The sequence below is a fragment of the Colwellia sp. PAMC 21821 genome (assembly GCF_002077175.1).
Lineage (GTDB): Bacteria > Pseudomonadota > Gammaproteobacteria > Enterobacterales > Alteromonadaceae > Cognaticolwellia.
Genome location: NZ_CP014943.1, coordinates 4,013,056 through 4,039,557, shown reverse-complemented (window position 1 = coordinate 4,039,557; position 26,502 = coordinate 4,013,056). Strand labels below are relative to the sequence as shown.

The 26,502-nt window shown below is 39.0% G+C and carries 20 protein-coding genes; 12 read left to right on the top strand and 8 right to left on the bottom strand.

What is annotated here, in order from left to right; genetic code table 11:
- Positions 1 to 39 precede the first annotated feature (39 nt).
- From mnmA to A3Q33_RS17040, 5 genes are all read left to right on the top strand, one after another.
- Positions 40 to 1,104, top strand: a complete 1,065-nt coding sequence (gene mnmA, locus A3Q33_RS17060; protein WP_231295866.1) for a tRNA 2-thiouridine(34) synthase MnmA — start codon at positions 40 to 42, stop codon at positions 1,102 to 1,104.
- Positions 1,105 to 1,116: 12 nt separating this feature from the next.
- On the top strand, positions 1,117 to 1,740 hold the full coding sequence (hflD, locus tag A3Q33_RS17055; protein ID WP_081180990.1) for a high frequency lysogenization protein HflD: 624 nt from the start codon (positions 1,117 to 1,119) through the stop codon (positions 1,738 to 1,740).
- A 21-nt stretch (positions 1,741 to 1,761) separates the two neighbouring features.
- The gene (gene purB / locus A3Q33_RS17050; protein WP_081180989.1) at positions 1,762 to 3,132 is read left to right on the top strand and encodes an adenylosuccinate lyase; all 1,371 of its coding nucleotides are present in this window, start codon (positions 1,762 to 1,764) and stop codon (positions 3,130 to 3,132) included.
- A gap of 101 nt (positions 3,133 to 3,233) precedes the next feature.
- Positions 3,234 to 4,388 carry a cupin domain-containing protein gene (locus tag A3Q33_RS17045; RefSeq protein WP_081180988.1) on the top strand — a complete coding sequence of 385 codons (1,155 nt, stop codon included), beginning with the start codon at positions 3,234 to 3,236 and terminating at the stop codon, positions 4,386 to 4,388.
- A gap of 4 nt (positions 4,389 to 4,392) precedes the next feature.
- Positions 4,393 to 4,854 carry a GNAT family N-acetyltransferase gene (locus A3Q33_RS17040; RefSeq protein ID WP_081180987.1) on the top strand — a complete coding sequence of 154 codons (462 nt, stop codon included), beginning with the start codon at positions 4,393 to 4,395 and terminating at the stop codon, positions 4,852 to 4,854.
- 22 nt (positions 4,855 to 4,876) lie between these two features.
- Here the strand turns inward: A3Q33_RS17040 and A3Q33_RS17035 are convergent, their stop codons facing one another.
- Positions 4,877 to 5,287: a DUF4826 family protein gene (locus A3Q33_RS17035; RefSeq protein WP_196797986.1), complete on the bottom strand. Its 411-nt coding sequence runs from the start codon at positions 5,285 to 5,287 to the stop codon at positions 4,877 to 4,879.
- Between the two features lie 207 nt (positions 5,288 to 5,494).
- Between A3Q33_RS17035 and A3Q33_RS17030 the strand changes: the two genes are divergently transcribed.
- Complete coding sequence (locus tag A3Q33_RS17030; protein ID WP_081180986.1) at positions 5,495 to 6,538, top strand: Leu/Phe/Val dehydrogenase; 1,044 nt, start codon at positions 5,495 to 5,497, stop codon at positions 6,536 to 6,538.
- Between the two features lie 155 nt (positions 6,539 to 6,693).
- Here the strand turns inward: A3Q33_RS17030 and ydiJ are convergent, their stop codons facing one another.
- Positions 6,694 to 9,765, bottom strand: a complete 3,072-nt coding sequence (ydiJ, locus tag A3Q33_RS17025; RefSeq protein ID WP_081180985.1) for a D-2-hydroxyglutarate dehydrogenase YdiJ — start codon at positions 9,763 to 9,765, stop codon at positions 6,694 to 6,696.
- A 176-nt stretch (positions 9,766 to 9,941) separates the two neighbouring features.
- On the bottom strand, positions 9,942 to 12,320 hold the full coding sequence (ppsA, locus tag A3Q33_RS17020; RefSeq protein WP_081180984.1) for a phosphoenolpyruvate synthase: 2,379 nt from the start codon (positions 12,318 to 12,320) through the stop codon (positions 9,942 to 9,944).
- A gap of 228 nt (positions 12,321 to 12,548) precedes the next feature.
- On the opposite strand from ppsA, the gene ppsR reads away from it, so the two are divergent.
- Together ppsR and A3Q33_RS17010 are read left to right on the top strand one after the other, a co-directional pair.
- Positions 12,549 to 13,358, top strand: a complete 810-nt coding sequence (gene ppsR, locus A3Q33_RS17015) for a posphoenolpyruvate synthetase regulatory kinase/phosphorylase PpsR (protein WP_081180983.1) — start codon at positions 12,549 to 12,551, stop codon at positions 13,356 to 13,358.
- A 128-nt stretch (positions 13,359 to 13,486) separates the two neighbouring features.
- Positions 13,487 to 14,539, top strand: coding sequence for a 3-deoxy-7-phosphoheptulonate synthase (locus tag A3Q33_RS17010; RefSeq protein WP_081180982.1), 1,053 nt, complete (start codon positions 13,487 to 13,489; stop codon positions 14,537 to 14,539).
- A 177-nt stretch (positions 14,540 to 14,716) separates the two neighbouring features.
- Here the strand turns inward: A3Q33_RS17010 and A3Q33_RS17005 are convergent, their stop codons facing one another.
- Entirely contained in the window at positions 14,717 to 16,984 is a 2,268-nt protein-coding gene (locus A3Q33_RS17005) for a TonB-dependent receptor (protein ID WP_081180981.1), read from the bottom strand.
- A 95-nt stretch (positions 16,985 to 17,079) separates the two neighbouring features.
- Positions 17,080 to 18,291, bottom strand: a complete 1,212-nt coding sequence (locus tag A3Q33_RS17000) for a phosphopentomutase (protein WP_081180980.1) — start codon at positions 18,289 to 18,291, stop codon at positions 17,080 to 17,082.
- 292 nt (positions 18,292 to 18,583) lie between these two features.
- Between A3Q33_RS17000 and udk the strand changes: the two genes are divergently transcribed.
- The 4 genes from udk (at position 18,584) to A3Q33_RS16980 (ending at position 22,126) form a co-directional block, all read left to right on the top strand.
- On the top strand, positions 18,584 to 19,228 hold the full coding sequence (udk, locus tag A3Q33_RS16995; RefSeq protein WP_081180979.1) for a uridine kinase: 645 nt from the start codon (positions 18,584 to 18,586) through the stop codon (positions 19,226 to 19,228).
- A gap of 87 nt (positions 19,229 to 19,315) precedes the next feature.
- Complete coding sequence (locus A3Q33_RS16990) at positions 19,316 to 20,560, top strand: NupC/NupG family nucleoside CNT transporter (RefSeq protein ID WP_081180978.1); 1,245 nt, start codon at positions 19,316 to 19,318, stop codon at positions 20,558 to 20,560.
- A 147-nt stretch (positions 20,561 to 20,707) separates the two neighbouring features.
- On the top strand, positions 20,708 to 21,481 hold the full coding sequence (deoC, locus tag A3Q33_RS16985; protein ID WP_081182725.1) for a deoxyribose-phosphate aldolase: 774 nt from the start codon (positions 20,708 to 20,710) through the stop codon (positions 21,479 to 21,481).
- Between the two features lie 66 nt (positions 21,482 to 21,547).
- Positions 21,548 to 22,126 (top strand): thymidine kinase, encoded by a 579-nt coding sequence (locus A3Q33_RS16980; RefSeq protein ID WP_081180977.1) that lies wholly within the window; start codon positions 21,548 to 21,550, stop codon positions 22,124 to 22,126.
- A 483-nt stretch (positions 22,127 to 22,609) separates the two neighbouring features.
- On the opposite strand, the gene A3Q33_RS16970 is transcribed toward A3Q33_RS16980, so the two are convergent.
- The 3 genes from A3Q33_RS16970 to A3Q33_RS16960 form a co-directional block, all read right to left on the bottom strand.
- Complete coding sequence (locus A3Q33_RS16970; RefSeq protein WP_081180575.1) at positions 22,610 to 23,626, bottom strand: IS110 family RNA-guided transposase; 1,017 nt, start codon at positions 23,624 to 23,626, stop codon at positions 22,610 to 22,612.
- A gap of 723 nt (positions 23,627 to 24,349) precedes the next feature.
- Positions 24,350 to 25,390, bottom strand: a complete 1,041-nt coding sequence (locus tag A3Q33_RS16965; protein WP_081180976.1) for an FUSC family protein — start codon at positions 25,388 to 25,390, stop codon at positions 24,350 to 24,352.
- A 10-nt stretch (positions 25,391 to 25,400) separates the two neighbouring features.
- Positions 25,401 to 26,471, bottom strand: coding sequence for an HlyD family secretion protein (locus tag A3Q33_RS16960; RefSeq protein ID WP_081180975.1), 1,071 nt, complete (start codon positions 26,469 to 26,471; stop codon positions 25,401 to 25,403).
- Positions 26,472 to 26,502 lie beyond the last annotated feature (31 nt).

Sequence of the window (26,502 nt, the reverse complement as noted above, 5' to 3'; positions counted from 1 at the left end):
AACGAGAAATTACCGCAAGAAACAAAAGTCATTGTTGGTATGTCGGGCGGTGTTGATTCTTCTGTTTCTGCCTATTTATTAATTGAACAAGGATATCAAGTCGAAGGCTTGTTCATGAAAAACTGGGAAGAAGATGACAACGACGAGTATTGCGCTGCCGCAGAAGATTTAGCTGATGCGCAAAGTGTTTGTGAGAAACTTGGCATAAAACTTCATACGATTAATTTCGCTACTGAATACTGGGACAATGTTTTCGAGTATTTTCTCGAAGAATATAAAGCAGGTAGAACGCCTAATCCTGACATTATGTGTAATAAAGAAATTAAATTTAAGGCCTTTCTTGAATTTGCTTGTGAGGACTTAGGTGCTGACTACATTGCTACCGGTCATTATGTTCAACGTAAATTTAACCAGGGTAAATGGCAGATGAACCGTGGATTAGACGGTAATAAAGACCAAAGCTATTTTCTCTATACGTTGAGTCACGAGCAAGTGGGTAGAACGCTTTTTCCTGTTGGTCATATTGAAAAGCCTGAAGTGAGAGCCATCGCTGAAAAAGCTGATTTAATCACCCATAACAAAAAAGATAGTACCGGTATTTGTTTTATTGGTGAACGAAAATTTAAAGACTTTCTAGGCAAGTATTTACCGGCTCAACCCGGTGTAATAGAAACGCCAGAAGGAGAAGCTATTGGTGAACATGATGGCTTAATGTACCACACGCTAGGTCAACGTAAAGGTTTGCGTATTGGTGGGCTTGCCAATGCAGGTGAAGCACCTTGGTATGTTGTTGACAAAGATCTTAAGCGTAACGTATTAATTGTAGGACAAGGCCATAACCACCCTCGCCTATTTTCGAAAGGCTTAGTGGCAAATCAATTACATTTAGTTGACCGTATAGAGCTAACAGCACCGATTAGTTGTACGGTAAAAACTCGTTACCGACAAGAAGATGTCGCTTGTAACCTTTCACCTATGGCCAATGGTGAATATTTAGTTATGTTTTCTGAGCCTCAAAGTTCAGTAACACCTGGACAATCAGTGGTGTTTTATCAAGATAATATTTGCCTTGGTGGCGGTATCATCAATTCCCTTATTCGCTAATGTAAGGCATACATGAATAATTTAGAAAAACAAACAATTACCATGGCTGCAATATGCCAAGCCTCAGTTTTAGTGCAAAAAGTTGCCCGAACTGGCACAGTAGATGAGTCTGAACTCGCTATTATGCTCAACAGTATTATGGTGACTTCACCTAATAATATTTTAGAGGTTTATAGCAATGATATTGCGCACTTAACATCAGGGTTAAATGCCTTAGTTGAACAATTAGGCAGTCAAACCAAGAAAAAAGATCCAGAGTTAACACGTTATGTGGTTGGTTTATTAGGCTTAGAACGACGCTTAGCTAATAAAAAAAATCAATTATCGCTGCTCGGCGACCGTATCGAACAAAGCCAACGTCAATTGGCTCATTACGATATTACTAGTGACACCCTTATTGCTAGTTTAGCCAGTATTTACAGTGATCTACTCAGCCCTATCGGTACACCTATTCAAGTTGCTGGTGAGCCAAGCTTACTTAAACAACAAAGTAATCAACATAAAATCCGTGCTTTACTACTAGCAGGTATTCGCTCAAGCGTTTTATGGCGCCAAGTTGGCGGAAAACGCAGAAATATATTATTTGGTCGCACAAAGATGGTTGCGTGTGCTCAACAATTACTTAAAGAAATTTAAATATAACTTCAGGAATTTACTATGGAACTTTCAGCATTAAGTGCGATATCACCGGTTGACGGTCGTTATGGCAGTAAAGTTAAATCATTGCGCCCTATTTTCAGCGAATTTGGCTTAATTAAATACCGTGTAACGGTTGAAGTACGTTGGTTACAAAAATTAGCAGCAACTGCAGAGATAGCTGAAGTACCGCCGTTTTCGGCACAAGCTAATACACTTTTAGATGCAATAGTGAGTGATTTTTCAGAAGCTGATGCTCAAAGTATTAAAGATATTGAAGCGACTACCAACCATGATGTAAAAGCGGTTGAGTATTTCCTTAAGGATAAAATTAGCGGCAATGCTGAGTTAAATGCAATTACCGAATTTATTCACTTTGCATGTACTTCAGAAGATATCAACAACCTTTCACACGGTTTAATGTTATCTGATTGTCGTGAACACGTGTTGATGCCAATGATTGACGATATTCTTGGCGACATAAAAGCACTGGCAATCGAGTATAAGAACATCCCTATGATGTGTCGTACTCATGGTCAACCTGCTTCTCCTAGTACGCTAGGTAAAGAAATGGCTAATGTTTATATTCGTTTAAAACGTCAACGTGAACAAATTGCACAAATTGAAATATTAGGGAAAATTAACGGTGCTGTAGGTAACTATAACGCCCATTATTCCGCATACCCTGAAGTAGACTGGCATAACTTTGCTAATGAGTTTGTTAACTCGTTAGGTTTAAGTTTAAATGCTTTTACAACTCAAATTGAACCGCATGATTATATTGCGGAGCTATTCGACGCTATTGCTCGTTTTAATACCATATTAATTGATTTCGATCGTGATATTTGGGGCTATATCGCCATGGGACATTTCAAGCAAAAAACCATTGCGGGTGAAATTGGCTCATCAACTATGCCACATAAAGTTAACCCAATTGACTTTGAAAACTCAGAAGGTAATTTAGGCATTGCGAATGCGTTATTTACCCATTTAGCACAGAAATTACCTATTTCTCGCTGGCAACGTGACTTAACTGACTCTACAGTTTTACGTAACTTAGGTGTTGGTTTCGCACATGCATTAATTGCCTATCAAGCGACACGAAAAGGTATCAGTAAACTGCAAGTGAATGAAGCCAACCTTTCAGCTGAACTTGATTCAAACTGGGAAGTGCTAGCAGAACCAATTCAAACGGTCATGCGTCGTTACGGTATCGAAAAGCCTTATGAGAAACTAAAAGAGTTAACCCGTGGTAAGCGTGTTAATGGTGACTCTATGCGTGAATTTATAATGACATTAGAATTACCAGAAGCGGCTAAAGCACAACTTTGTGAAATGACACCAGCTTCATATATTGGCCGTGCTGTAGAGTTTATTGACGAGCTAGACTAGTTAATTACTTACACTGAGTTTTACTGATAAAAAAGGGATCCATTAGGCTCCCTTTTTATTATTTAGATGTTGCTACAATATAGAGATTATAAGGTTTCACCATGAATATAGATTCGTTGAATTGGGGAGATTTAACCCCAGAAATATTTCTTGCACAATACTGGCAAAAAAAACCGTTATTGATCAAACAAGCTTTTGCTAATTTTGAAGACTCAATAACACCAGATGAGCTTGCAGGATTGGCCATGGAAGGTGAAATAGAATCTCGTATTGTTAGTGTAAATAGTAAAGAAGCATGGCAAGTAGACCACGGTCCTTTTGAGGACTTCTCTCAATATGGCGACACCAACTGGACTCTATTAGTGCAAGCGGTAAACAACTGGTCAAGACCAACGCATGATTTACTTGCGCCTTTTGCTTTTATTCCAAGCTGGCGCATAGATGATGTTATGGTCAGTTTTTCAACACCTAATGGTGGTGTTGGGGCTCATTTAGATCAATATGATGTTTTCATTATACAAGGTAGCGGTAAAAGACGTTGGCAAGTAGGTGCTCCAGATAGCACCTTAACCACGTTATTACCCCACCCAGACCTGAAGCAAGTTTCAAGCTTTGAACCAATTATCGATGAAATAACGCAAGCTGGCGATCTTCTTTATATACCACCTAATCACCCGCATAATGGCGTATCAATAGAAAACTCAGTTAATTTTTCTATTGGTTTTCAAGCTCCATCAAGTCAAGAGTTATGGTCGAATTTTGCCGATAAACTTATCGATAACAATCTCGGTGAACAAAGATTTAGTGATCCTGAAAGAGCTTTATCTCAAGCAAGTTTTAATATTACTCAGCATGACAAGCAACAATTAAAAGCATTTATGTTGCAACAACTTGATCAAGAAGGCTTCTATGAACAATTTATTGGTCAATACCTAACACAAGGTCATCACGCCTTAGAAATTTTAGTACCGGTTAATGACATTAACGAAGAAAAGCTAAACGATATCTTATCAGAGCCAGATATTTTATTTATGCCGGTATCAGGCTTAAAAGCAGCGATAATAAACGATAATCAGACCACACTTTATATTAACGGCGAAAGCTTTGCCTTAGATAACAGCACCCTTGAATTAGCCCAACATTTAGCACAGCAAGAACCATTAACAACTCAGAAAGTAAAAAGTTTCACTCATTGTTTGAAAAACACACAATTATTAACTAATGTTTTAAATAAGGGTTATTGGTATATAGAATAGGGCTATGTCATACACGGTTAGTAGAGTTCAGTGGGAGCAAGCAGCTCCCTTACTTAAAAATGTTAGGGAAAAGGTCTTTGTCTATGAATGGCGTATCCCGAAAAGTATAGAGTTCGATCGTAAAGATCACTTTGCTAATCATGTGCTCGCTTGTCATGATAAAACACAAGAGCCTATTGGCACTGGTCGTATTTTGTCTAGCGGAGAAATAAGCCGAATTGCTGTTATAAGGTCCTGCCGAAAAGATCACGTCGATAGAGTTATCTTACAAAAACTGTTCACAATAGCTCACGAAATGAAATTAAAAGAAATATTTATCTATTGCCCTTTAGAAGCAACTGATTACTTTAGAAAATTTAATTTTGATACCACAGGTACAGTATTTATGGAAGCAGGTATGCCCAGACAAAAAATGACTTGCCCAATAAATGAGATTAGCGTGGCGAAGTATTACCTAAGCCACTAAAAAATAGTTATTAACCCTGAATCTATGTCGCTTCTTGCCAAAGCTCAGCTTTCTCATAAATTTTATACAAACCATCAGCACGACCTATCAACAATTGTGCAAACTGATGTTGTGCTTTGTCTTCTAAGCGCAACAAGTTTTCTGCTTGCAGTTGCCATTTTAAAGAAAAGTGTCTCACCACGTCTCGTGCAGGCTCACCACTATTTAAGGCAATATGATCGGTGGGTAAGTCGCCAGAAATAACCCATACAGCGGTTTTATCAAGCAAGTTAATTTTCCATACAGCCATAATGGGGACTAAATAGCGACTTTCAGTGTCAGAAACACTTTCGGTGACTAAACCTTTATCGGCGAGATATTTAGTGGCTTTTAAATACTGTTCTCGGATCCAAGCTTGCTTTTGCTCATCCGTCATTGCTTTTTTCTCTGTCATATTTATGGTCTTTTTATTGATTATTTTAATAAGATATTAACATTAAGAATGTTTGTATGAATTAGTTCACAGTTAAGTACAAGTTTATTGATGGCTTAACTAGCGAAGCATTTACCTAAATGGTATTGTGCGCAGCGAATTATTACAACCCTAGTTAAAGCATAATTAAGACTTTAACTATATCTAATATGATTGGAGATTTCGATAGTGGCCGTTTTTGATTTGGTAGATTTTGATAACCATGAACAAGTCGTTTATTGTAGTGACGAAGCATCAGGGCTGAAAGCCATCATCGCTGTTCATAGCACAGCATTAGGGCCAGCAGCAGGTGGGTGTCGTTTTTGGGATTATGCAAGCGATGAAGCAGCGCTGAAAGATGTATTACGTTTATCTAAGGGCATGACATATAAAAATGCCATGGCCGGTTTAAAACTTGGCGGTGGTAAAGGCGTTATTATTGGCGATGCAAAAACGCTAAAATCTGAAGCGTTATTTAAAGCTTTCGGCCATGCGGTTAATAATTTAAATGGCCGCTACTATACCGCTGAAGACATTAATATCACCACAGGTGACATGGCAATAGTTAATCAGAGCACCGCCTATGTTTCTGGTCTTGAAGGCAAAAGCGGTAATCCAGGACCGTTCACCGCATTAGGCACATTCTTAGGCATTAAAGCGGCGGTTAAATTTAAGCTAGACAGAGACGACTTAACCGGCATTAAAGTCGCCGTACAAGGCCTTGGGAGTGTTGGTTATTCACTTTGCGAAAAACTACATGCCGCTGGTGCACAATTATTCGTGACAGATATAAACCCAGTTGCCTTAGATAGAGCCGCAACAGAGTTGAACGCAACAGTGGTCGGTTTAGACGAAATTTATAGTCAAGATGTTGATGTATATTCACCCTGTGCGCTTGGTGCGTCAATTAATGATGAGAGTATTGCACAGTTAAAGGCGAGCATCATTGCCGGTTGTGCTAATAACCAGTTATCTGAATCACGTCATGATAAAGCCTTGTTAGAAAAAGGTATTTTGTATGCACCTGATTATGTTATCAACGCTGGTGGCATTATCAATGTGGCATTAGAAATATACCCTGAACCTTATTGCGCTAAAAGTGCGACAAAGTTAGTAGAAAATATTTACAACACTTTGATGACAGTTTTTACAACAGCAGCGTCGAATAACATGCCAACGGGCTTTATTGCCGATGAAATGGCACGTAACATTATTGCTAATGGCGCTAAATAGTTGAATAGACAGTTATTAGCTATCAGTTATTAGCTGTCAGTATTAAAACATTGTATCAAAACATTAAAAGCACCTTTAGGTGCTTTTAATGTTTTTAAATATGATAAATATCAGACTAGGCTTCCAGTTGTTACTAGGACATTTACTTATAAATTCTACAATTCTTTTAGTAAGGCTTGAACCGGATGTAAGGTTACTTTGTTATCTAAACGCTTAATTTGACTGCGACAAGAATAGCCGGTAACTAGCACTTGCTCTGTGGATAAATCGGCAACTTTACTTTGCCAACTCATCTTATAAAGCGATGTAGAGTTTTCTAAATTAACTTTTTCATGACCATAAGTACCAGCCATACCACAACAACCCACAGATACATTCGATAAAGATAAACCAAAATGTTGGAATATATGCTGCCACTGCCCTTCACTGCCGGCTAATGCGGTTTTCTCAGTACAATGGGCAAACAATTTATAAGCTACTTTGTTGACATTGTTCTTGATATCAATTGGCTTACTCTTTTTTTCATCAACCAGCGTTATTAGCCATTCATGAGCTAGTTTTACTTCAAAATCGCCACGGTTATCACCTAATATTTGCTTATATTCATCTCTGAAACATAACACCATTGATGCATCTAAACCCACCATTGGCAATGCTAGTTGCTGAATTTGATTTAAAAATTCAGCCGTTGATTTAGCTGTTTTTGCAAACTTGTCTAAAAAGCCCTTAACATGCTGAGGCTTACCATTTGGCTTAAAGGGTAACAGTATCGGATCAAAGCCAAGTTTTTTCACCAACAGCATAAAGTCTTCAACAACTTTTGCGTCATAAAATGAAGTGAATGGGTCTTGAACAATTAGCAACGACTTTGCACGTTGATCAACAGACATACTTTGCAGTGTTGATAATTCAAAGGGAGTAAATTGATGCTCCGTTATTCTTTGCGTTAATGTCGGGATCGACAACAGTGGTGTGTCGACATAGCCAATAGTGATTTGAGATAATTTATCGTAAATATTAGACGCTAAAACACTGTTCACTATTTTCGGTGCTTTAGCCATTATTGGTGTCATCGATTCTACATTTGCCACTAAGTGATCTTTTAACGGTCTAAAGTATCGCGTGTGGTAAAGGTTAATAAAACGGGCTCTAAAATCGGGCACATCGACTTTAATTGGACACTGACTCGCACAAGCTTTACAGGCTAAACACCCTTGCATTGCTTCCATAACTTCGTGGGAAAAATCATCAGACTCTTCACGATTAAATTGACTATTAAAGCGATTTTTCACCTTATCAAGGAGACTTTTTACTGACCAACTTTGTATGTTTTTCTCCATGGCTAAAACATCTACGCCTTTAGCTTCCAATAAGCGCAACCACTCACGCATCAAGCCAGCTCTGCCTTTTGGCGAGTGTCTTCGGTCACGCGTTACCTTGCTAGAAGGACACATTGGACTGTCCACGTCATAATTAAAGCATAAGCCGTTACCATTGCAGTCAAGCGCTGAATTAAACGAGTCTTTTACTGTGATTGGTATTTGTCTATCGTAAAAACCGCGCTTGGTATCATCAACAGAAACCAGCTTATCAGTGGAATCAAATGGCGTACAAATTTTACCTGGGTTCATTTTATTTAACGGGTCAAAAGCGGCCTTAATTTTTCTTAATTCGGTAAATAAAGTGTCTCCAAAAAATTCAGGACCATATTCACTACGATACCCTTTACCATGTTCACCCCACATTAAACCGCCATATTTAGCCGTTAATGCAACGACTTTGTCTGAGATTTCTCTGAGTAAAATTTCTTGTTCAGGATCGCACATATCAAGTGCAGGCCTGACATGTAAAACCCCAGCATCGACATGACCAAACATACCGTAATGTAAACCATAGCCATCAAGCAATTGTCTAAATTCAGCGATATAATCAGCTAAGTTTTCTGGCGGAACAGCGGTATCTTCGGCAAATGCTAATGGCTTTTGACTACCTTTGGTATTACCCAACAAGCCAACGGCTTTCTTGCGCATAGTGTATAACTTGCCAATACTGGCGAGATCTGACGTTACTTGATAGCCAATAACACCTGTTTTATTAGCAATATCTTTATCAAGCTCTGCACATAGCGCGGTAACTTGTGCGGCAACACTCTCAATACTTTCGCCGTTATATTCCACCATGTTGATGCCATCCATAATGGCGCCATCTACATCTTGCAACATATCACTAACCAGTTGCCAAACAATATCCTGTTTTGCTAAGTTCAACACGGTACTGTCAATAGTTTCAACCGATGTCGCTTTAGCTTGTACTAATCGCGGCGAATGGCGCAGTGCAGAATCAAAACTGTCATATTTAATATTAATCAGCGTTTTAGCGTTAGCTATTGGTGTTAAATTTAATTTAGCTTCACAAACAAACGCTAGCGATCCTTCAGACCCGGTAATAATGCGACTTAAATCAACCATCGATAAATCATCATTAAAAACGTTTTCTAAATCATAACCGGTTAAAAATCGGTTTAAGCGTGGAAATTTTTCTAAAATTAAGGCCCGATTATCTACACAAGTATTAAGTACTTGTTGCATCAATTTTGCTTCAGTACTGTCCTGCTTAGCAAGTGCCTGCGCTTGTGCCATGGTTTGAGGCTTTGTATTTAAAAGCTCACCATTAGCCAAAACACTTTCAAGTGATAAAACGTGATCGGAAGTTTTACCATAAACCAGTGAGCCTTGGCCTGATGCATCGGTATTTATCATGCCACCGACTGTTGCACGATTACTGGTGGATAAATCGGGTGAAAAGAAAAAACCATAAGGCTTTAAGTAATCATTTAATTGATCTTTAATTACGCCCGCTTCGACACGTACCCAGTTTTCTTCAACGTTAATTTCCAGAATACGGTTCATGTATTTTGATAAATCTACAACGATACCCGGCGTTAAACTTTGCCCGTTAGTTCCTGTACCGCCGCCGCGTGCACTAAACTTTATTGCATTAAATTTATCTTCACTGCCAAGTAAGGTAATAATTTGAATATCTTGCTTGCTTCGAGGATGTAGTACTAATTGAGGCAACTGCTGATAAATACTATTGTCCGTTGCATGAGCTAAACGTGCGCTATATTGAAAATTAATATCACCGGAAAAATGTTTAGTCGCCAAGATTTTGGCAAACTCTTGATATAAAGGAGAAACTAACTCTTGAGGACTTAAGCGAGGTAACATGGATAAAAATTCTATTAACAATATTATGTGGCCAACATTATATCATGGCAGTTTGTTAATTTGATCGTTTAACAAAAAAAGCCTAAGAACTTTTTTGTCATCGTCATGACAAAAAAACACCTAGGCTTAATTTAATATAGAAATGTCTTATTCACAGTATATTACTGAAATAATAATTACTTCTTATTATGCTGCTCTGCCAAATATAACCATGTTGGCAATACCGTATCCGGATTAAGCGATAAGCTTTCAATGCCTTTATCCACTAGCCAGGCGGCAAAATCTTTGTGATCAGATGGACCCTGACCACAAATACCAACATATTTACCACGTGCCTTACAGGCTTTAATCGCCATTTCTAGCAATATTTTAATTGCAGGGTCACGTTCATCAAACAAGTGTGCAACTAAACCTGAGTCACGGTCTAAGCCTAAAGTTAATTGCGTTAAGTCATTAGAACCAATAGAGAAGCCATCAAAATAATCTAAAAATTGATCAGCAAGTAAAGCATTAGAAGGTAATTCGCACATCATGATAATACGCAGACCATTCTCACCACGCTTTAATCCGTGCTCTGCTAAAATATCAATAACCGCTGCGGCTTCACCAAGGGTGCGTACAAATGGGATCATGATCTCAACATGCGTCATATCCATGTCGTTACGAACACGTTTAATCGCTTCACATTCAAGCGCAAAACAATCTCTAAAATCTTTAGAAATATAGCGAGAAGCACCGCGATAACCAATCATCGGGTTTTCTTCTTCCGGCTCAAAGTGCTCACCACCGACTAAGTTTGCATATTCATTCGATTTAAAATCTGACATCCGAACAATAACTTTTTCAGGCGCGTAAGCTGCAGCTAGCGTAGAAATACCTTCTGTAAGTTTAGCAATATAAAACTCAACGGGATTGTCATAACCGGCAATAATTTCACGAATTTCGTCTTGAAGCTCCAATGACTGCTCATCAAAATTCAATAACGCTTTAGGATGGACACCGATCATTTTATTAATAATAAATTCTAAACGCGCTAAACCTATACCTGCGTGAGGTAAGCGAGCAAAGGCAAATGCGCGATCTGGATTACCAACATTCATCATTATTTTCAATGGCAAATCAGGCATTGAATCAACTTCAGAGGTCGTTACCGTGAAATCCAATTTACCTTTATATATGAAGCCGGTATCACCTTCAGCACAAGAAACGGTAATTTCATCACCTGTCGCAATTTTCTTCGTGGCATCACCACAACCGACAACCGCTGGAATACCCATTTCACGGGCAATAATGGCCGCATGACAAGTACGACCACCACGATTAGTGACAATAGCAGAAGCACGCTTCATGATCGGCTCCCAATCAGGGTCGGTCATATCGGTAACTAAAACATCACCAGGTAAAATTTTATCCATTTCAGCCAAAGAAGATAATACCTTAGCCTCACCGCTACCTATTTTATGACCAATTGAGCGGCCTTCACAAATAATGTCAGCCGTTGCTTGTAATTGGAATTGTTCCATTACATTAGCATTTTCACGACTTTTAACTGTTTCTGGACGCGCTTGAACAATATAAAGCTTACCGTCTAGGCCATCTTTAGCCCATTCAATGTCCATGGCGCGGCCATAGTGTTTTTCAATAATTACCGCTTGCTTTGCTAGCTCTTCAACTTCTTTATCGTTAAGCGAAAAAGTATCTGATTGCGCTTGGTCGATATCAACGATTTCGACTTGCTTACCGTGTTCTTGGTTCTCAGCGTAAATCATTTTAATGGCTTTACTACCGATATTTCTGCGCACAACTGCAGGCTTACCCTTAGCTAGCGTCGGTTTATGAACATAAAATTCATCCGGATTAACAGCACCCTGCACGACCATTTCACCTAAACCGTAGCTTGAAGTAATAAAGACGACATCTTCAAAACCTGATTCGGTATCGATAGAGAACATCACACCACTAGAAGAAATGTCACTGCGTACCATGCGCTGAATACCAGCAGAAAGCGCAACACCACGGTGGTCATAACCTTGGTGTACACGATAAGAAATAGCACGGTCGTTAAAAAGAGAGGCAAAAACGTGTTTAATCGCGATCATGACGGCGTCTAAACCACGAACGTTAAGGAAGGTTTCTTGTTGGCCAGCAAACGAGGCGTCTGGCATATCTTCTGCAGTGGCTGATGAACGGACAGCAAATGAAGCGTCATCGGCGAAACCACCAGCAAGTTTTGCGTAAGCCTGCTCAATATCCTTCTGCATGTCAGGTAAAAATGGCGTATCGATAACCCATTGACGAATTTTTCCGCCACATTCTGCTAAAGCATTTATGTCGCCAACATCTAAATCATCAAGCAAATGATAGATTTTATCGTTCAAACCACTTTGTTCTAGAAATTCATTAAACGCAAATGAGGTGGTTGCAAAGCCACCAGGTACTTGCACACCGACATTTGAAAGATTGGAAATCATTTCACCCAATGATGCATTTTTACCGCCAACGCGATCTACATCATTCATTCCTAAATTTTCATACCAAAGCACGTATTCTTGCACGACAACATCTCCACTAGAAATAATAAAATTTAAGAAAGCTATCTTTAAAACTACTTACACTCAGTAGCCAGTAAATAGCCTAAAAATATCTTTCTTAACACTTTTATCTTAGGATGTTTCATTAAGTGGTTTATTTCATGCTACAGACATTTTACACTGCTAACCTTGAAACTAAAGCACTATTTTAAAGTTTTACCATTCATTTAAGAATAATATATAGGATTAATCATGCGAGCAGCTTTTTATATTTCTGACGGAACAGCGATAACTTCTGAGGTTTTTGGTCATGCATTATTATCACTTTTTCCAATAGAGTTTGAACACGACACCATTTCCTTTGTCGAAACGAAAGAAAAAGCATTAGAGGCTTGTAAGCGTATTAATAAAGCGGCCAAACGAACAGGTGTACCACCCTTGGTTTTTCACACCTTTGTTAATCCAGATATTCGTGAAATAATCGACGGCTGCGATGGGGTTATTTATAACTTTCTTGAACATTTTATAGCACCACTCGAAGAAGAATTGGGCATAAAAGCAAAACCCAAAGCCCATAGAACACACAGTATTCATGAAAATAGTTACGATTACCGTATTGATGCAGTTAACTACTCGTTAGCTAATGATGATGGCTCTAATGTCACTAACTATGAACACGCAGACGTTATACTCGTTGGTGTTTCCCGCTCAGGTAAAACCCCAACGGCACTCTATTTGGCGCTGCAATATGGTATTAAAGCCGCGAACTACCCGTTTACCGACGATGATATGGACGAACTACAAATCCCTTCATTTTTGAAAATGCACAAAAAGAAAATATTTGGTTTAACTATTGATGCCGAACGCTTAGTAGATATTCGTCACGGCAGAATGGCGAACACTAAATACTCTTCAGCACGCCAATGTCGGATGGAAGTACGTGAAGTCGAAAAATTATATAAACAAGAAAAAATCCCGTATCTCAACACCACTAAGCTCTCTGTTGAAGAGATCACCGCGAAAATATTGTCAGAAACCGGCCTTCAACGCTATAAATATTAACTTATAACAAATTAGTTACATAAAATCTTAGAAAGCGGTTCACATAATTGCTTATATTCGTTATGTTAGCGCGATATTATTTATTGCACTGCATTTAGATATGCAGGCTAACTAGCATTTGATAACCCATGACCATAAAAACAGATGAATTTAGAACCACATTAATTGACAGTTTAGTTTCGCCTGCCGAACTTGCTGAGCAAATTCCCCTTGACGATGAAACAGCCAACTTTATCATCAAAAGCCGCAAAGATATTGAAGCCATAATTAAGGGTGATGATAAGCGCTTGTTGGTTATTATTGGCCCTTGTTCAATTCATGATACAGAAGCCGCAATTGACTACGCAAAAAAATTAAAAACATTACAAGAAAAGTACGCCAACGAATTACTCATCGTAATGCGAGTATACTTTGAAAAGCCTCGTACAACCGTGGGTTGGAAAGGTTTAATTAGTGATCCTGATTTAGATAAATCATTTAAAGTAGCGAAAGGTTTAAATTTAGCGCGAAATTTATTAATGGAAATTAATAAATTAGGTTTAGCTGCCGGTACCGAATTTTTAGATATGGTAACCGGTCAGTATATTTCTGATTTGATCAGTTGGGGCGCTATTGGTGCACGAACGACAGAAAGCCAAGTGCACAGAGAATTAGCGTCTGCCCTTTCATGTCCCGTTGGCTTTAAAAATGGTACTGACGGTAATATTCAAATAGCTGTTGATGCTATAAAAGCGTCAAGTGTTCCGCATGTACTTTATTCGCCTGATAAAAGTGGCCAAATGTGTATTTATCAAACACATGGCAACCCTTTTGCGCACGTAATTTTACGTGGTGGTAAAACGCCTAACTATCAAGAAAAATATATCACACAAACCTGTGAAACGTTGACTAAAGCAGGCTTAGCAGAGAAAGTGATGATTGACTGTAGTCATGGTAATAGTTACAAAGATCATAACAAGCAAATGGATGTCGCTGATTCATTAGCCGAGCAAATAAGTGCAGGTAACCAAGCTATCTTTGGCGTTATGATTGAAAGTTTTATGGTGGCGGGAAATCAAAAAGTAGTTGAAAATCAGCCTTTGGTTTACGGACAAAGTATTACTGATGCTTGTATTGATTTAGATACCAGTGAAGAAATACTGACTGTTTTAGCTAACTCGATTAAAACAAGAATATACTAAATCATTATTTTATAACGCTGTCATTATTAATGTTAACCATTAAAAATGCGCAGTTAATTATTCAACTTGCTATATAGCGTTATCAATTAGAGATAGAAACAAAAAAACCGGTTATCAAATTGATAACCGGTTTTTTATTACTAACTTATTAAGTTATGTTTTAAATAAAGCTAACTATTAAAAGAAGTTAGCTTTAAATTCAACACCCCAAAAGCGAGGCTCGTTTACATAACCCGTTAAGTTATTAAAATCGATAGCACCGGTAAGTTGTTCTTCATCGGTAATATTACGACCAAAAAGCGCTACTTCGTATTCTGCGCCGTCGGTATACCATTCATAACCAACACGAACACCACCTTCTAATAAAGCGTCACCCGTAAATTCTACCGACTCATATAAGAAGAAGTTAACTTCGCTGCGGTAAGACCAATCGGTGTAAACATAAAGTTCACCATCACCAATTTCTTTAGTCCAACGAGCCGCTAAGTTTGAAATCCACTCTGGTGATTGTGGTAATGAATTACCATCGATCATCGCTAAACCGTCACCGTTTAATGGTGACGTTACTGTACAACCGCCACCACAACCAGGAACAGCAACTGTATCATCTTGCAATTCTGTATGGTTATAACTTACGCTTGCCGTTAGCACTAAATCGGCTGTAACAAAGTATTCTGAATCTAGTTCAAAACCGTAACCCACAGATTTATCGGCGTTCAGTAAACTAGCAACGTTACCTGAACCACCAACAGCAGTTAATTGCTGATCTTTAACAATATAGTAATAAACAGAGCCATCAACACGAGCTGTGTTTTCTAAAAATACTGATTTAAAACCTGTTTCTACTGAATCTACAGTTTCAGAATCTGCTGTTGTTGAATTTGCAGAGAATAGTAAACTACGACCTTGAATACTTGGTGCACGATAACCGCGAGCTAAACGCGCATAAACGTTAGTTTCATCGTTTAATTTGTAAGAAGCACTTAAGTCACCACTGACTTGTGAGTCTTGCACATTATTACTTTCAGAAAAACTTGGTGCGCCAAACGGTGACTGAACTAATTCACCATCCCAGTCACGCTTATCATCTGAATAACGTAAACCACCATTGATCGTTAATTGTTCTGAAACTTCGTAATCAAGTGAAGCAAAAACTGCCCAAGCTGAAGTTTCCATTTTTTGGATTGCGATGCCATTTTGCGCGCCGCCACCTAAGGTATCGAAACTTAAGTTATTGATAGTTAGGTCTTCATCGAATAAGAAATAGCCGAATTGATAATCTAACTTACCTAGGTCATTACTCGCGATACGTATTTCTTGGGTAATTTGTTTATGATCTGGCATTCTAGCGCCAGTTTCAGATGGGAAAGGAATAAAGCCAGGTCCCATGTAATTAGGCAAGAAAGATGCACCGTAACCACCATCAATATCCCCCACTGAAAACATTTCAGCTGACTCATAACCAGTAACAGACGTTAATGTATGATCGCCCATGTTGTATTCAAGCTTTAAACTAGCACCTTTCATCTCAACGGTTTGATCGTTGCGAACAGCGGCATCTTGAAATACAGTTTCACGGTCGAAATCATCAACTAGTTCGTTAGTGCCTGGTTTAATGATATTGGCTCTAAAAACACGAGAATCAGCTTCTGCATCACGGAAATGGTAGTTAAATAATGCAGAAAAATCATCATTTGGTTCCCACAGTAATTGCAAGCGCCCTGCTGATTCACTGTAACCACCTAACTGATCTTCTGCTTCAAAGCCTGGTGCTTTGTTGTCAATCCAGTCATCACGATCTTGTTGTAATAATGCAACACGTGCTGACAATGTATCTGTAAGACCACCGCCAACAGCAAGGCGGAAATCTGTACTACCGAAACTACCGTATGAGCCTGAAATATTGGCATCAAAGTCTTGTGTTGGTTTTTTAGATTGTACTTTCACTATACCTGCTGGCGTATTACGACCAAATAATGTGCCTTGAGGACCACGTAAAACTTCTACGCGCTCAATATCGAACATTGGCATACCTTTGGTTAAAGCATTCTCTAAAACAACATCATCATAAATCAATGAAACAGGTTGTGATGCTAGTAGATCAAAATCAGTATTACCTAAACCACGAATATAAAAACGAGGAAAAGTACGACCAAAAGAAGACTCTATTAACAAGCTAGGTACTTTCCCAGACAGTGCTCTTACATCCATACCAGAAGAACCTAATACTTCAAGTTTTTTAGGTGTTAATGCCGAAACTGAAATTGGCACATCTTTGATATTTTCTGTACGCTTACGAGCAGTTACTTCAATAACTTCAACGCCAACAACGTCAGCTTTATTAGCACTTTCTTGCGCTAAAACTGCAGTAGAAACCCCTGCTGCAGACGCTAAAATAGCCGCATTTACGCAAAGCGCAAGCGACGTTTTATTAAAAACATTCATTAAGTGCTCTCCAAGAACTGTTTATGTTTTGTGTAAAAATTTATTTTTATTCATTTTGTGCTGTTAAATGAGCGCAAAGTGATTAATTACGTTTTCTATAAATCAAGATCAGACAAGAAACTTGTGCCATATGGCATTTTGTCTAATTTAAATAGTTCTGCAATGGTTTGACCAATATCAGCAAAAGTATTTCTTTCGCCAATATTAACAGATCGTACCTGTTTGTGAAATGCAATCACAGGAACATACTCTCTGGTATGGTCATTTCCATGCCAAGTAGGATCACAACCATGATCAGCGGTTAAAAACAGAACATCATCTATATTCATTGCCGCGATAATTTCTGGTAAACGTGTGTCAAAATTCTCTAAAGCTAAAGCGTAACCAACCGGATCACGGCGATGGCCATAATCTTGGTCAAAATTGACTAAATTGGTAAATATCAGACTGTTGTCTTGTGCGGTATTAATATGAGAAATGGTTGCATCAACTAAAGCATCTATACCGGTTGCTTTGGTTTTTTCACTGATACCTTGATGCGCATAAATATCGGCAATTTTACCGACACTGATGACATAACCACCCGCCTTTGTAAATACGTCTAATACCGTAGGTGCAGGCGGTAAAACAGAATAGTCGCGTCTATTTCCAGTTCGAGTGAAGTCTTCAGGGCTGTTGCCAATGAAAGGACGAGCGATAACACGACCGACATTCATATCACCCAGTAATTCTCTTACTGTTTCACAATATTTATAAAGATTATCCAGACCAAAATGTTCTTCATGAGCCGCCACCTGAAAAACACTGTCAGCAGATGTATAGCAAATAGGTAGTCCTGATTTAATATGTGCTTGTCCAAGCTTATTTATAATATCGGTGCCTGAGGCATGGCAATCTCCTAAAATACCTTCATAACCTGTAGCTTGGTTTATTTTTTCTATCAAATCAGCAGGAAAAGCATTACCTTCTTTAGGAAAGTAGTCCCAATCAAACAGTACCGGTACACCCATCATCTCCCAATGACCACTCGGTGTATCCTTGCCTGTACTAATTTCTGCAGCATAACCAAACGCACCTTGCTCAGGCGTTTGTTTTACCACAGGGAAAGTACATTTCCCTGCCTCAAAAGCCGCTTGAACTAAGCCCATTTTGGCTAAGTTAGGTACGTTGATTTCACGTTTTTCGTGCTGATAGAAGTATCGCGCTAAATTAGCAAAAGTATTGGCACTGATATCGCCAAAGTCCGCTGCATCGGGCGCGTGCCCTATGCCAAAACTGTCGATTACTAAAACTATTGCTCTTGCCATTTTAAATTCCTGTAAGTGGATCAATGCATTTTAACAAATTTTTGAAATTTATCCTCGTTAAAATTAATAAATTTCATGACCAAATGGTCAACATGTGATACTTTACCAAGCAATAAATTATAGACAACCGTTATTTTGTAATTATTTAAGGCACAGTTAATCCTTTTGCCCAAATTTTAATGAATTTCAGATTAATTAGTCCATAATATGAGTGCGGTGAGTTGTCTAAACAGTATCGCTGTAAATAATTACTTAACCCTTTTGTTAATCATATTTTTAAAGGCTCTCTGTTTTGCAAACCAATAAACCGACCATTATTGCGGTAACCGGTGCTTCAGCATCAGGAAAATCACTTTTTGCGCAAACTATTTACGATGAATTATTACCTGAGCTAGGGTCTAGTGGTATTGCCATCATGAAAGAAGATTCTTATTACAAGAGTCAATCTCATCTGTCGATGGAAGAACGTATAAAAACCAATTACGACCACCCTAGTGCCTTTGAACATAGCTTATTATCACAACATTTAACCCAGTTAAGTCTCGGTGAAAGCGTTGATATACCTACATATTGCTATAAAACACATACTCGGCTAGAAGAAACTATTCACTTAACGCCAACACCCATCATTTTAATCGAAGGGATTCTTTTATTTGCTGACAAAGAGCTCAGAGATAAATTCGATATTAAAATTTATATTGATACCCCGTTAGACATTTGCCTTGTCCGTAGAATAAATAGAGATACTATTGAGCGCTCTCGTAGCATCGCGTCAATTACCGAACAGTATTTAACCACCGTCCGCCCTATGTACCACCAGCATATTCAACCAAATAAACCTTTCGCGGATATTGTGGTGACGCGTGGCGGTAAAAATAGAATGGCAATTGAAATGCTAAAAGCAAAAATTCGTCAACTGATGAATAGAAATTTGTAAACTTGTACAAAAATAAAATCAACATAGATGTAATTAAAATAAATATAATTAAAAAATAACGATAACAAAATAATTTATGAGGTAATTATGGAATTAGGTGCTCTTCGAGGAGTCATTGGCATTTTTGCGCTATTGGCATTGGCGTTTTTTTTATCAAAAGACCGCAGCGCAATTAATTGGCGAACGGTAGGCTTTGCTTTTGCATTGCAGATTATATTAGGTGCGTTTGTACTTTATGTGCCATTTGGTAAAGATGTATTAGGTTCAATAACTAATGGTGTTCAACAAGTTATTAACAGTGCACAAGCAGGCATAAGCTTTCTATTCGGAGGTTTAGGTACTGATGCAATGTACGATAATGGCGTTGGTTTTGTTTTCGCTATTCGAGTCCTCCCCGTTATTATCTTTTTCTCATCGCTTATCGCCGTGCTTTATTACCTTAATATTATGCAATGGGTGGTAAAAATAATCGGTGGTGGTTTACAAAAACTGTTAAAAACTTCCAAGCCCGAATCCCTTTCTGCTACCGCCAATATTTTTGTTGGGCAAACAGAAGCTCCCTTAGTTATTCGCCCATATATTGCCAAAATGAGTCAGTCTGAACTGTTTGCCATTATGGTAGGTGGCTTAGCCTCCGTTGCCGGTTCCATCTTAGCTGGCTATGCAGGTTTAGGTGTAAAACTTGAATACTTAATTGCCGCCTCTTTTATGGCAGCTCCGGGTGGCTTGCTTATGGCGAAACTACTACTCCCTGAAACAGAAGAAATTAACAATGATTACAGTGATGTAGAATTGGCAGAAGCAGGCGCTAAACCGGCTAATGTTATTGATGCAGCAGCAACAGGTGCCGCTTCAGGCCTTAAGCTTGCAGTAAATGTAGGAGCGATGTTACTTGCCTTTATTGCGATTATCGCTTTACTCAATTCTATGGTCACAGGCTTTGGCAGCTTACTCGGCTTTGAAGGTATTACTATTGAATGGCTACTTGGCTACATTTTTGCCCCGTTTGCATTCCTAATAGGTGTACCTTTTGAGGAAATGTTGCAAGCAGGCAGCTTTATTGGCCAAAAAATTGTTGTTAATGAATTCTTTGCTTACGTAAATTTCGTTGAAATTAAAGACACGTTATCGCCTACCACTCAAGCAATTGTAACCTTTGCTTTGTGCGGTTTCGCTAACCTATCTTCTATTGCCATTTTATTGGGTGGAATAGGTTCAATGGCACCAAGTCGCCGTCCTGATATTGCACGTTTAGGTATGAAAGCTATGCTTGCAGCTACTATGGCTAACTTAATGAGTGCCGCTATTGCCGGTGTATTTGTTAGCTTATAGCTTTTGGAGATAACTGCTGGAGATAACTGCTGGATATAACTGCTGGATATAACTGCTGGATAGAAATGCTGGATAGAAATGCTGGAGATAGCTTTCAGAGTTATAAGCGGTCAGTTATTAGTGTTAAATTTTGGTTTTGAGGTGAACATGAGTACTATTGAAGCATACGCGCAGCGTGCACTTTATATGATGGATTTAACCAGTTTAACCGACGCTGAAAGTGCTGAGGATATTATCCAGCTGTGTATAAATGCCAAATCTCCACGCGGTAACACAGCGGCTATTTGTATATTTCCTCGTTTTGTCCCATTAGCGAAAAAACAGCTAACAGCGCAAGGTACCCCTGAGATAAAAATTGCCACGGTAACTAATTTTCCACACGGTAACGACGATATTGATATAGCAGTTGCAGAAACAAAAGCTGCCATCGCTTATGGCGCTGACGAAGTCGATGTTGTTTTTCCTTATAAAGCCTTAATAAACGGTAATGAAAAAGTAGGTTTTGACCTCGTTAAAGCTTGTAAACAAGCTTGTGGAAATAACACCCTGCTGAAAGTAATTATAGAAACTGGCGAGCTTAAATCAGACCAGCTTATTACACATGCCAGTGAAATTTGTATCGCAGCAGGCGCTGATTTTATAAAAACCTCAACGGGCAAAGTTGCGGTTAACGCTACGCCCAAAGCGGCTGAGCTAATGCTAAAGGTTATTAAAGATAAAAACACACAAGTTGGCTTTAAGCCTGCTGGTGGCGTGAAAAATGCTGAAGATGCCGCTATCTATCTAGATCTAGCGACAGATATTTTAGGTGCTAATTGGGCGACTAAAGCCAACTTTAGATTTGGAGCAAGTAGCTTGTTAACGAATTTACTGAACACCTTAGGGGCGAGTAATAAAACCGCAGATCCAACAAGCTATTAATTACAATATCCCAAACATGTAAAACCATCACTAAACAAACAGTCATAATTAGGACATTATTAAGCAATGGCACAATTATATTTTTATTATTCAACGATGAATGCCGGTAAATCGACTCACCTTTTACAGTCATCTTATAATTATCAAGAACGTGGCTTAGAAACATTATTGTTTACGGCACAAATAGACGATAGATTTGCTAAAGGTAAGGTTTCATCAAGATTAGGTATACATGCCGACGCCCTATTATTTGATGATAATACCGATATTTTTAGCCAAGTAAAAAGCCAAATTAGTGAGAGTAAAATTGCTTGTATTTTAATTGATGAAGCCCAGTTTTTAACTAAACGACAAGTTAAGGAATTAACCAATATTGTTGATGAATTAAAAATTCCAGTGCTCGCTTATGGCATTCGTACAGATTTTCTTGGTGAAACATTCCTTGGAAGTGCCGCGCTACTAGCCTGGGCCGATAAATTGGTGGAATTAAAAACCATTTGTCATTGTGGTAAAAAAGCCAACTTTGTAATGCGATGTGATGAACACGGCAATGCTGTAAAAGGCGGAGAACAAATAGAAGTCGGCGGTAATGAACGCTACGAATCTCTATGTCGTAAACACTTTAAAGCGCTAGTTTGGGATTAAGCGCAATTTAAACAGCGCCTTTATACGGTCTTAAAATATAAGTGATAAAAAAAGGAATGCCATGGCATTCCTTTTTTAATCACTATAATAATACCAAATGTAATAAGTTATTGACCAATTTTAAGCGAGGATAAATTGTTCAAGAATACATGTTTATTGTTCCAGACTAAACATAAGTACCTGCATATATGGACCCACTCCGTTTGCAAGACATTTAATCGTTATGTAAGAGAAAATCATTGCTCTCATATATCCGGCCTGTTTATGAAGGATTTTTACCTTCTGGCCCCGATGGTTGTTTGCGCTCACACTCCTCATCATCCCTCCGGCTTTTTTATTAGCCAATGCAGGTACCAGGTTTTGTGCAAGCCAGTCTGACTATCTTACCATCCGATTAATTTATCTTTTGCAACTGAAGTAAAAGGGTTTTACTGTTATCTCATCACTGAAACCAATCTAACTTGCTTCAGTTTTGAGCTTTATTTATATAGCCGGGCGATAACTTTCCCCCTTCGCCATTATTACCCAAGCCATTCTTGCTATTTTATTCGCCACAGCAACGCATGCTTTGTTGTGTCCTCGTCGGGATTTTAACGCTTGTGCCCACAAACTAAATCGGTCAGTTTTGTTTTCACTGTGCCTTAATACTGCCCGGGCCCCGTGGATGTATAGTGTTCTTAAATAACTATTACCGCGTTTACTTATACCGAGTAAGGTGGCCTTTCCACCCGTTGAATGCTGCCCAGGAACAAGCCCAAGCCATGCCGAAAAATGTCGACCATTTACAAAGTCTTTTCCATCTCCTGCAGCTGCATAAGTAGCGCTAGCTGTGATTGCTCCAATACCTAATATTTCATCTAAGCGAACACATATTTCATTTTCTTTATTCATCGTGTTTAAGCGAACTTCACACGCTTTAAACTTCACTTCTGTGACTTGAAATTCAAGCCATAACTCATTAAATATCTCCCGACTTAAATACGTTAACTCATTTGTCGCATCCTCTAAAATATCCGGCAGTTCATTGCGAATTGCAGAAATACCTTTATTGATGACAATGCCATATTCTCCTAACAAGCCTCGTACCTGACTTGCTAATGCTTTACGTTCTTTCTTTATGCGTTCACGTTGTCGATGGAAGTTTTGAATATCTTGTTGTTCTATCGATTTAATTGGCACAAACCTCATGGTCGGGCGTTGCGCTGCCTCTGCAATACCTTCGGCATCGTTATAATCATTTTTATTGCCTTTAACGAAGGGGTTTACATATTGAGGCGCAATAAGTTTTACTTGGTGCCCCAATTCAATAAATTTTCTAGCCCAGTAGTTCGCACTGCCACAAGCTTCCATTACAATTAGGCAAGGCTCTAATGTTGCCATGAAACTCAACACTTGTTTTCTTCTTAATTGTTTCTTTTTTACAAATCGCCCATTTTTATTCACAGCGAACATGTGAAAAATTGATTTTGCAATGTCTAAACCGATTGTAGTAATCTTCATGTTGATCCACTCCGCTTTTATAAATGATTGTTATCACTTTCATTTTGGCCCTAAAGAGGCCTGAAATAAAGTTGGAGTGGGTCCATACCATTATCCCTGCAGGCAAGGCGTTTGATTGATTAGGGCATGGATGCCCGTAAGTAGAACAATGCAGGAGCAATTGTCGAGTAATAGCGGGCGTGTGTGATTGAAAACAACGCAGTTATTGACGATTTAAACCGCCTTAAAATGATCGATTATTTATTTCAATTGGTATGACTCCTACCTAGGAAAAACAGCCGGATATAAAAGCGTTAACATAATAAATCGTAGTTCAGCATAATATGATTCTGCATTAATTAATAAATTAAAACCATAGAACAAATAGACGCAACTTAACTAGGCGTAAATGTTGTTCCTTCACTTTTTGTTAAACAACTGTATGTGTTGCGTGTTGGCCATAGGTTTGACCAATAGTGAGTCGACATGTGGGAATAATGACTCAGCATTGTAGCCAATTATCGACACCTGCAAGTAAGTTAAAAAAATCAGGTAAACAATGCGATGAACCATTAGCTGAGAAATAATAATGTTTGATTGTTCACTGGCGTTTTGAGGCAGCTAGAAATCAATTTAGTGAGAGGAGTTACAGTGAACTTAACATATTTCCCTTTATACAAAAAATGATTACAGCCATCACTTCAGTCTTAAATTATCAGTTTTTAACATCTACTTCCTAATAAGTTAATTTGTCTCTATTACTATACTCGACGAGTCTGAAGTTTTTGACCAATGAGTTGCTGCGTCTAAAAGTGCGACAAGCCCCGCCGCTAATAAGGCACCAATTACAGTCAGTACCACACGCGTGAAAGTCGCATAGGTTGGGTCTTGAGTCGTTATCGCACCAGCAATTAACGCCAGTGCTACTGAAAAAGCATACTGATATACCATACTTGGTCTTGTGCTTTCTAGCATTTTGTTACCCAACCAAAATCCGCCCATAAAAATTAGCAGTAGTAAAATGGGTAAATGTGGTGAAAAAGTAAAAACTATAAGTATAGCTAATGCAATGCCACCACCATAAAAAGTAGCTCGAATGCGTTGTTTAGCCTCAAAAAAAACGGCCTGCCTAGTAGGAAAAACTATAACCATAGCCGCAATAATCGCTAGCATAATGTCCGATCTTGTCATCACTGAGTACAACCAAAAGCTCAGCATAAGTAATACGCTTGCACGAATAAACGCACCGACCAAAATATTACCTTCGGTCGGCACAGGGGTGTCTACATGTTTTTCAGTTGTACGAGCAGGGAAAAGTGTATATACGATGAGTGCAATCACCAAAGATACTAGCGAAGCTTGAATAAATCCGTCTCTAGTGGCTTCTAGACTCGCATTGCCGTGCATGCCCATAACCGACATCAATACAGTTATGACAATAATGAGCATACCCGCTGGGGCACCACTTTTTAAAATGGTAAGAAAACTCGCCAAATAAATTAACCACATACTCAATACATAGACCAAGGGTAATGGGCGCAGAAATTCGATTAATTCACACATCAGAGTCACAAGTACAATAATGGTGATCGGACCCGCTATTGCTTTAGTAAGATTGAAAGCTTTACGCTGACCAGCCACTAAACCTATAGGTAATGCGGCAATGATAGGCGGTAATGCAGGGTTTAATATCACGACGGCTAATAAGGCTAAAACCCCTGTCACCGCAAGTCTTATAGCATAGAGTGGATCATCATGTGTTGATGGTGCTGGCGTTACATACATATATTATCTCCTAGTAGAGATATGAACCTAGTGAACGCACACGCTGAAATAGCATCGCTATCCAGCTCAAAGGGTTGTTACTTCCCTTAGCATAAATTACTGCATGAACCTTACCCCCTACTCTTACTGTATTTGGCCATGATTTCATACCATCAATTAATTCTACTTTCACAGGAATACGCCTAGCAGGTTCAAACCATCGGCTTTCTGCTTGGTTGACGATTAAACCATCTTTACTTGCCCGGCCAACACTTATACCCCATGCAATGCTCGCAACTTTTGCTTTAAATATATGCCCTGGTACCGCATCAAACAAAACGTCCACCTCATCACCTTTATCGACGAACCTTAATTGGTTTTCGCGCAAATCTACCGTTATCCAAGCGGCGTCAGCATCAATATAAGTCAATACCGGGCTACCCGCACCAATAAACTGACCTTGTGATAGTTTCACATTGGTCACCACACCTTTATGCGGTGCTTTAACTGTGGTCGACAGTAAATCATATTGCGCTCGGGCTAATGCCGCAGAGGCAACGGCAACATTAGGGTTATCTTTTCCTACCGGACCTAAAGCCGCTTTAGCCCCTTGTAAATTAGCCTTTGCAGTGGCTAGCTTAGCTTCAGCGTCAGCAACACCTGCTCTGGCATTGTCAGCTTGGGCTTTAGCAACTAATCCTCTTTCTTCTAGCCTTTGAATACGCTGTGATTCCGCGCGTAAGTTATCACGATTAACGAGTGCTTGTGTGACCGTTGACTGAGCGGCAACTATCGATGCGCTTGAGGCATCAACGTTTTGCAATGCCATATCTAAGTTGGCTTCGGCTTGACGTACAGCTAATTCATAAGGGTATACATCAATAGTAAAAAGCGCTGTGCCTGCGTCTACAATCGCATCGTCAATAACATGAATCTGGGTTACTTCACCGCTCACACGTGGTGAAAGCTCAACGACATTCGCTGACACTATTCCTCTAGAAGAACTGGGGGTGTAAGCATCGCTTAGCGCATAAAGAAGCACCAAGATAAGCAAAAGACAAATTATGCCTATTATCATCTTACGGGGTTTTGCTGCTACCATTTCTTATTTTCCTTGTGAGCACTTTACTTGC

Excerpts from the sequence above, each read along its gene's own strand:
- purB (WP_081180989.1), top strand. The coding sequence starts at position 1,762 with ATGGAACTTTCAGCATTAAGTGCGATATCACCGGTTGACGGTCGTTAT.
- ydiJ (WP_081180985.1), bottom strand. The coding sequence starts at position 9,765 with ATGTTACCTCGCTTAAGTCCTCAAGAGTTAGTTTCTCCTTTATATCAA.
- A3Q33_RS16990 (WP_081180978.1), top strand. The coding sequence starts at position 19,316 with ATGGAATTAGGTGCTCTTCGAGGAGTCATTGGCATTTTTGCGCTATTG.
- A3Q33_RS17045 (WP_081180988.1), top strand. The coding sequence starts at position 3,234 with ATGAATATAGATTCGTTGAATTGGGGAGATTTAACCCCAGAAATATTT.
- A3Q33_RS17005 (WP_081180981.1), bottom strand. The coding sequence starts at position 16,984 with ATGAATGTTTTTAATAAAACGTCGCTTGCGCTTTGCGTAAATGCGGCT.
- A3Q33_RS16980 (WP_081180977.1), top strand. The coding sequence starts at position 21,548 with ATGGCACAATTATATTTTTATTATTCAACGATGAATGCCGGTAAATCG.
- mnmA (WP_231295866.1), top strand. The coding sequence starts at position 40 with ATGTCGGGCGGTGTTGATTCTTCTGTTTCTGCCTATTTATTAATTGAA.
- A3Q33_RS17000 (WP_081180980.1), bottom strand. The coding sequence starts at position 18,291 with ATGGCAAGAGCAATAGTTTTAGTAATCGACAGTTTTGGCATAGGGCAC.
- hflD (WP_081180990.1), top strand. The coding sequence starts at position 1,117 with ATGAATAATTTAGAAAAACAAACAATTACCATGGCTGCAATATGCCAA.
- A3Q33_RS16965 (WP_081180976.1), bottom strand. The coding sequence starts at position 25,390 with ATGTATGTAACGCCAGCACCATCAACACATGATGATCCACTCTATGCT.
- A3Q33_RS16960 (WP_081180975.1), bottom strand. The coding sequence starts at position 26,471 with ATGGTAGCAGCAAAACCCCGTAAGATGATAATAGGCATAATTTGTCTT.
- A3Q33_RS16970 (WP_081180575.1), bottom strand. The coding sequence starts at position 23,626 with ATGAAGATTACTACAATCGGTTTAGACATTGCAAAATCAATTTTTCAC.
- A3Q33_RS17010 (WP_081180982.1), top strand. The coding sequence starts at position 13,487 with ATGACCATAAAAACAGATGAATTTAGAACCACATTAATTGACAGTTTA.
- deoC (WP_081182725.1), top strand. The coding sequence starts at position 20,708 with ATGAGTACTATTGAAGCATACGCGCAGCGTGCACTTTATATGATGGAT.
- A3Q33_RS17035 (WP_196797986.1), bottom strand. The coding sequence starts at position 5,287 with ATGACAGAGAAAAAAGCAATGACGGATGAGCAAAAGCAAGCTTGGATC.
- ppsR (WP_081180983.1), top strand. The coding sequence starts at position 12,549 with ATGCGAGCAGCTTTTTATATTTCTGACGGAACAGCGATAACTTCTGAG.
- A3Q33_RS17040 (WP_081180987.1), top strand. The coding sequence starts at position 4,393 with ATGTCATACACGGTTAGTAGAGTTCAGTGGGAGCAAGCAGCTCCCTTA.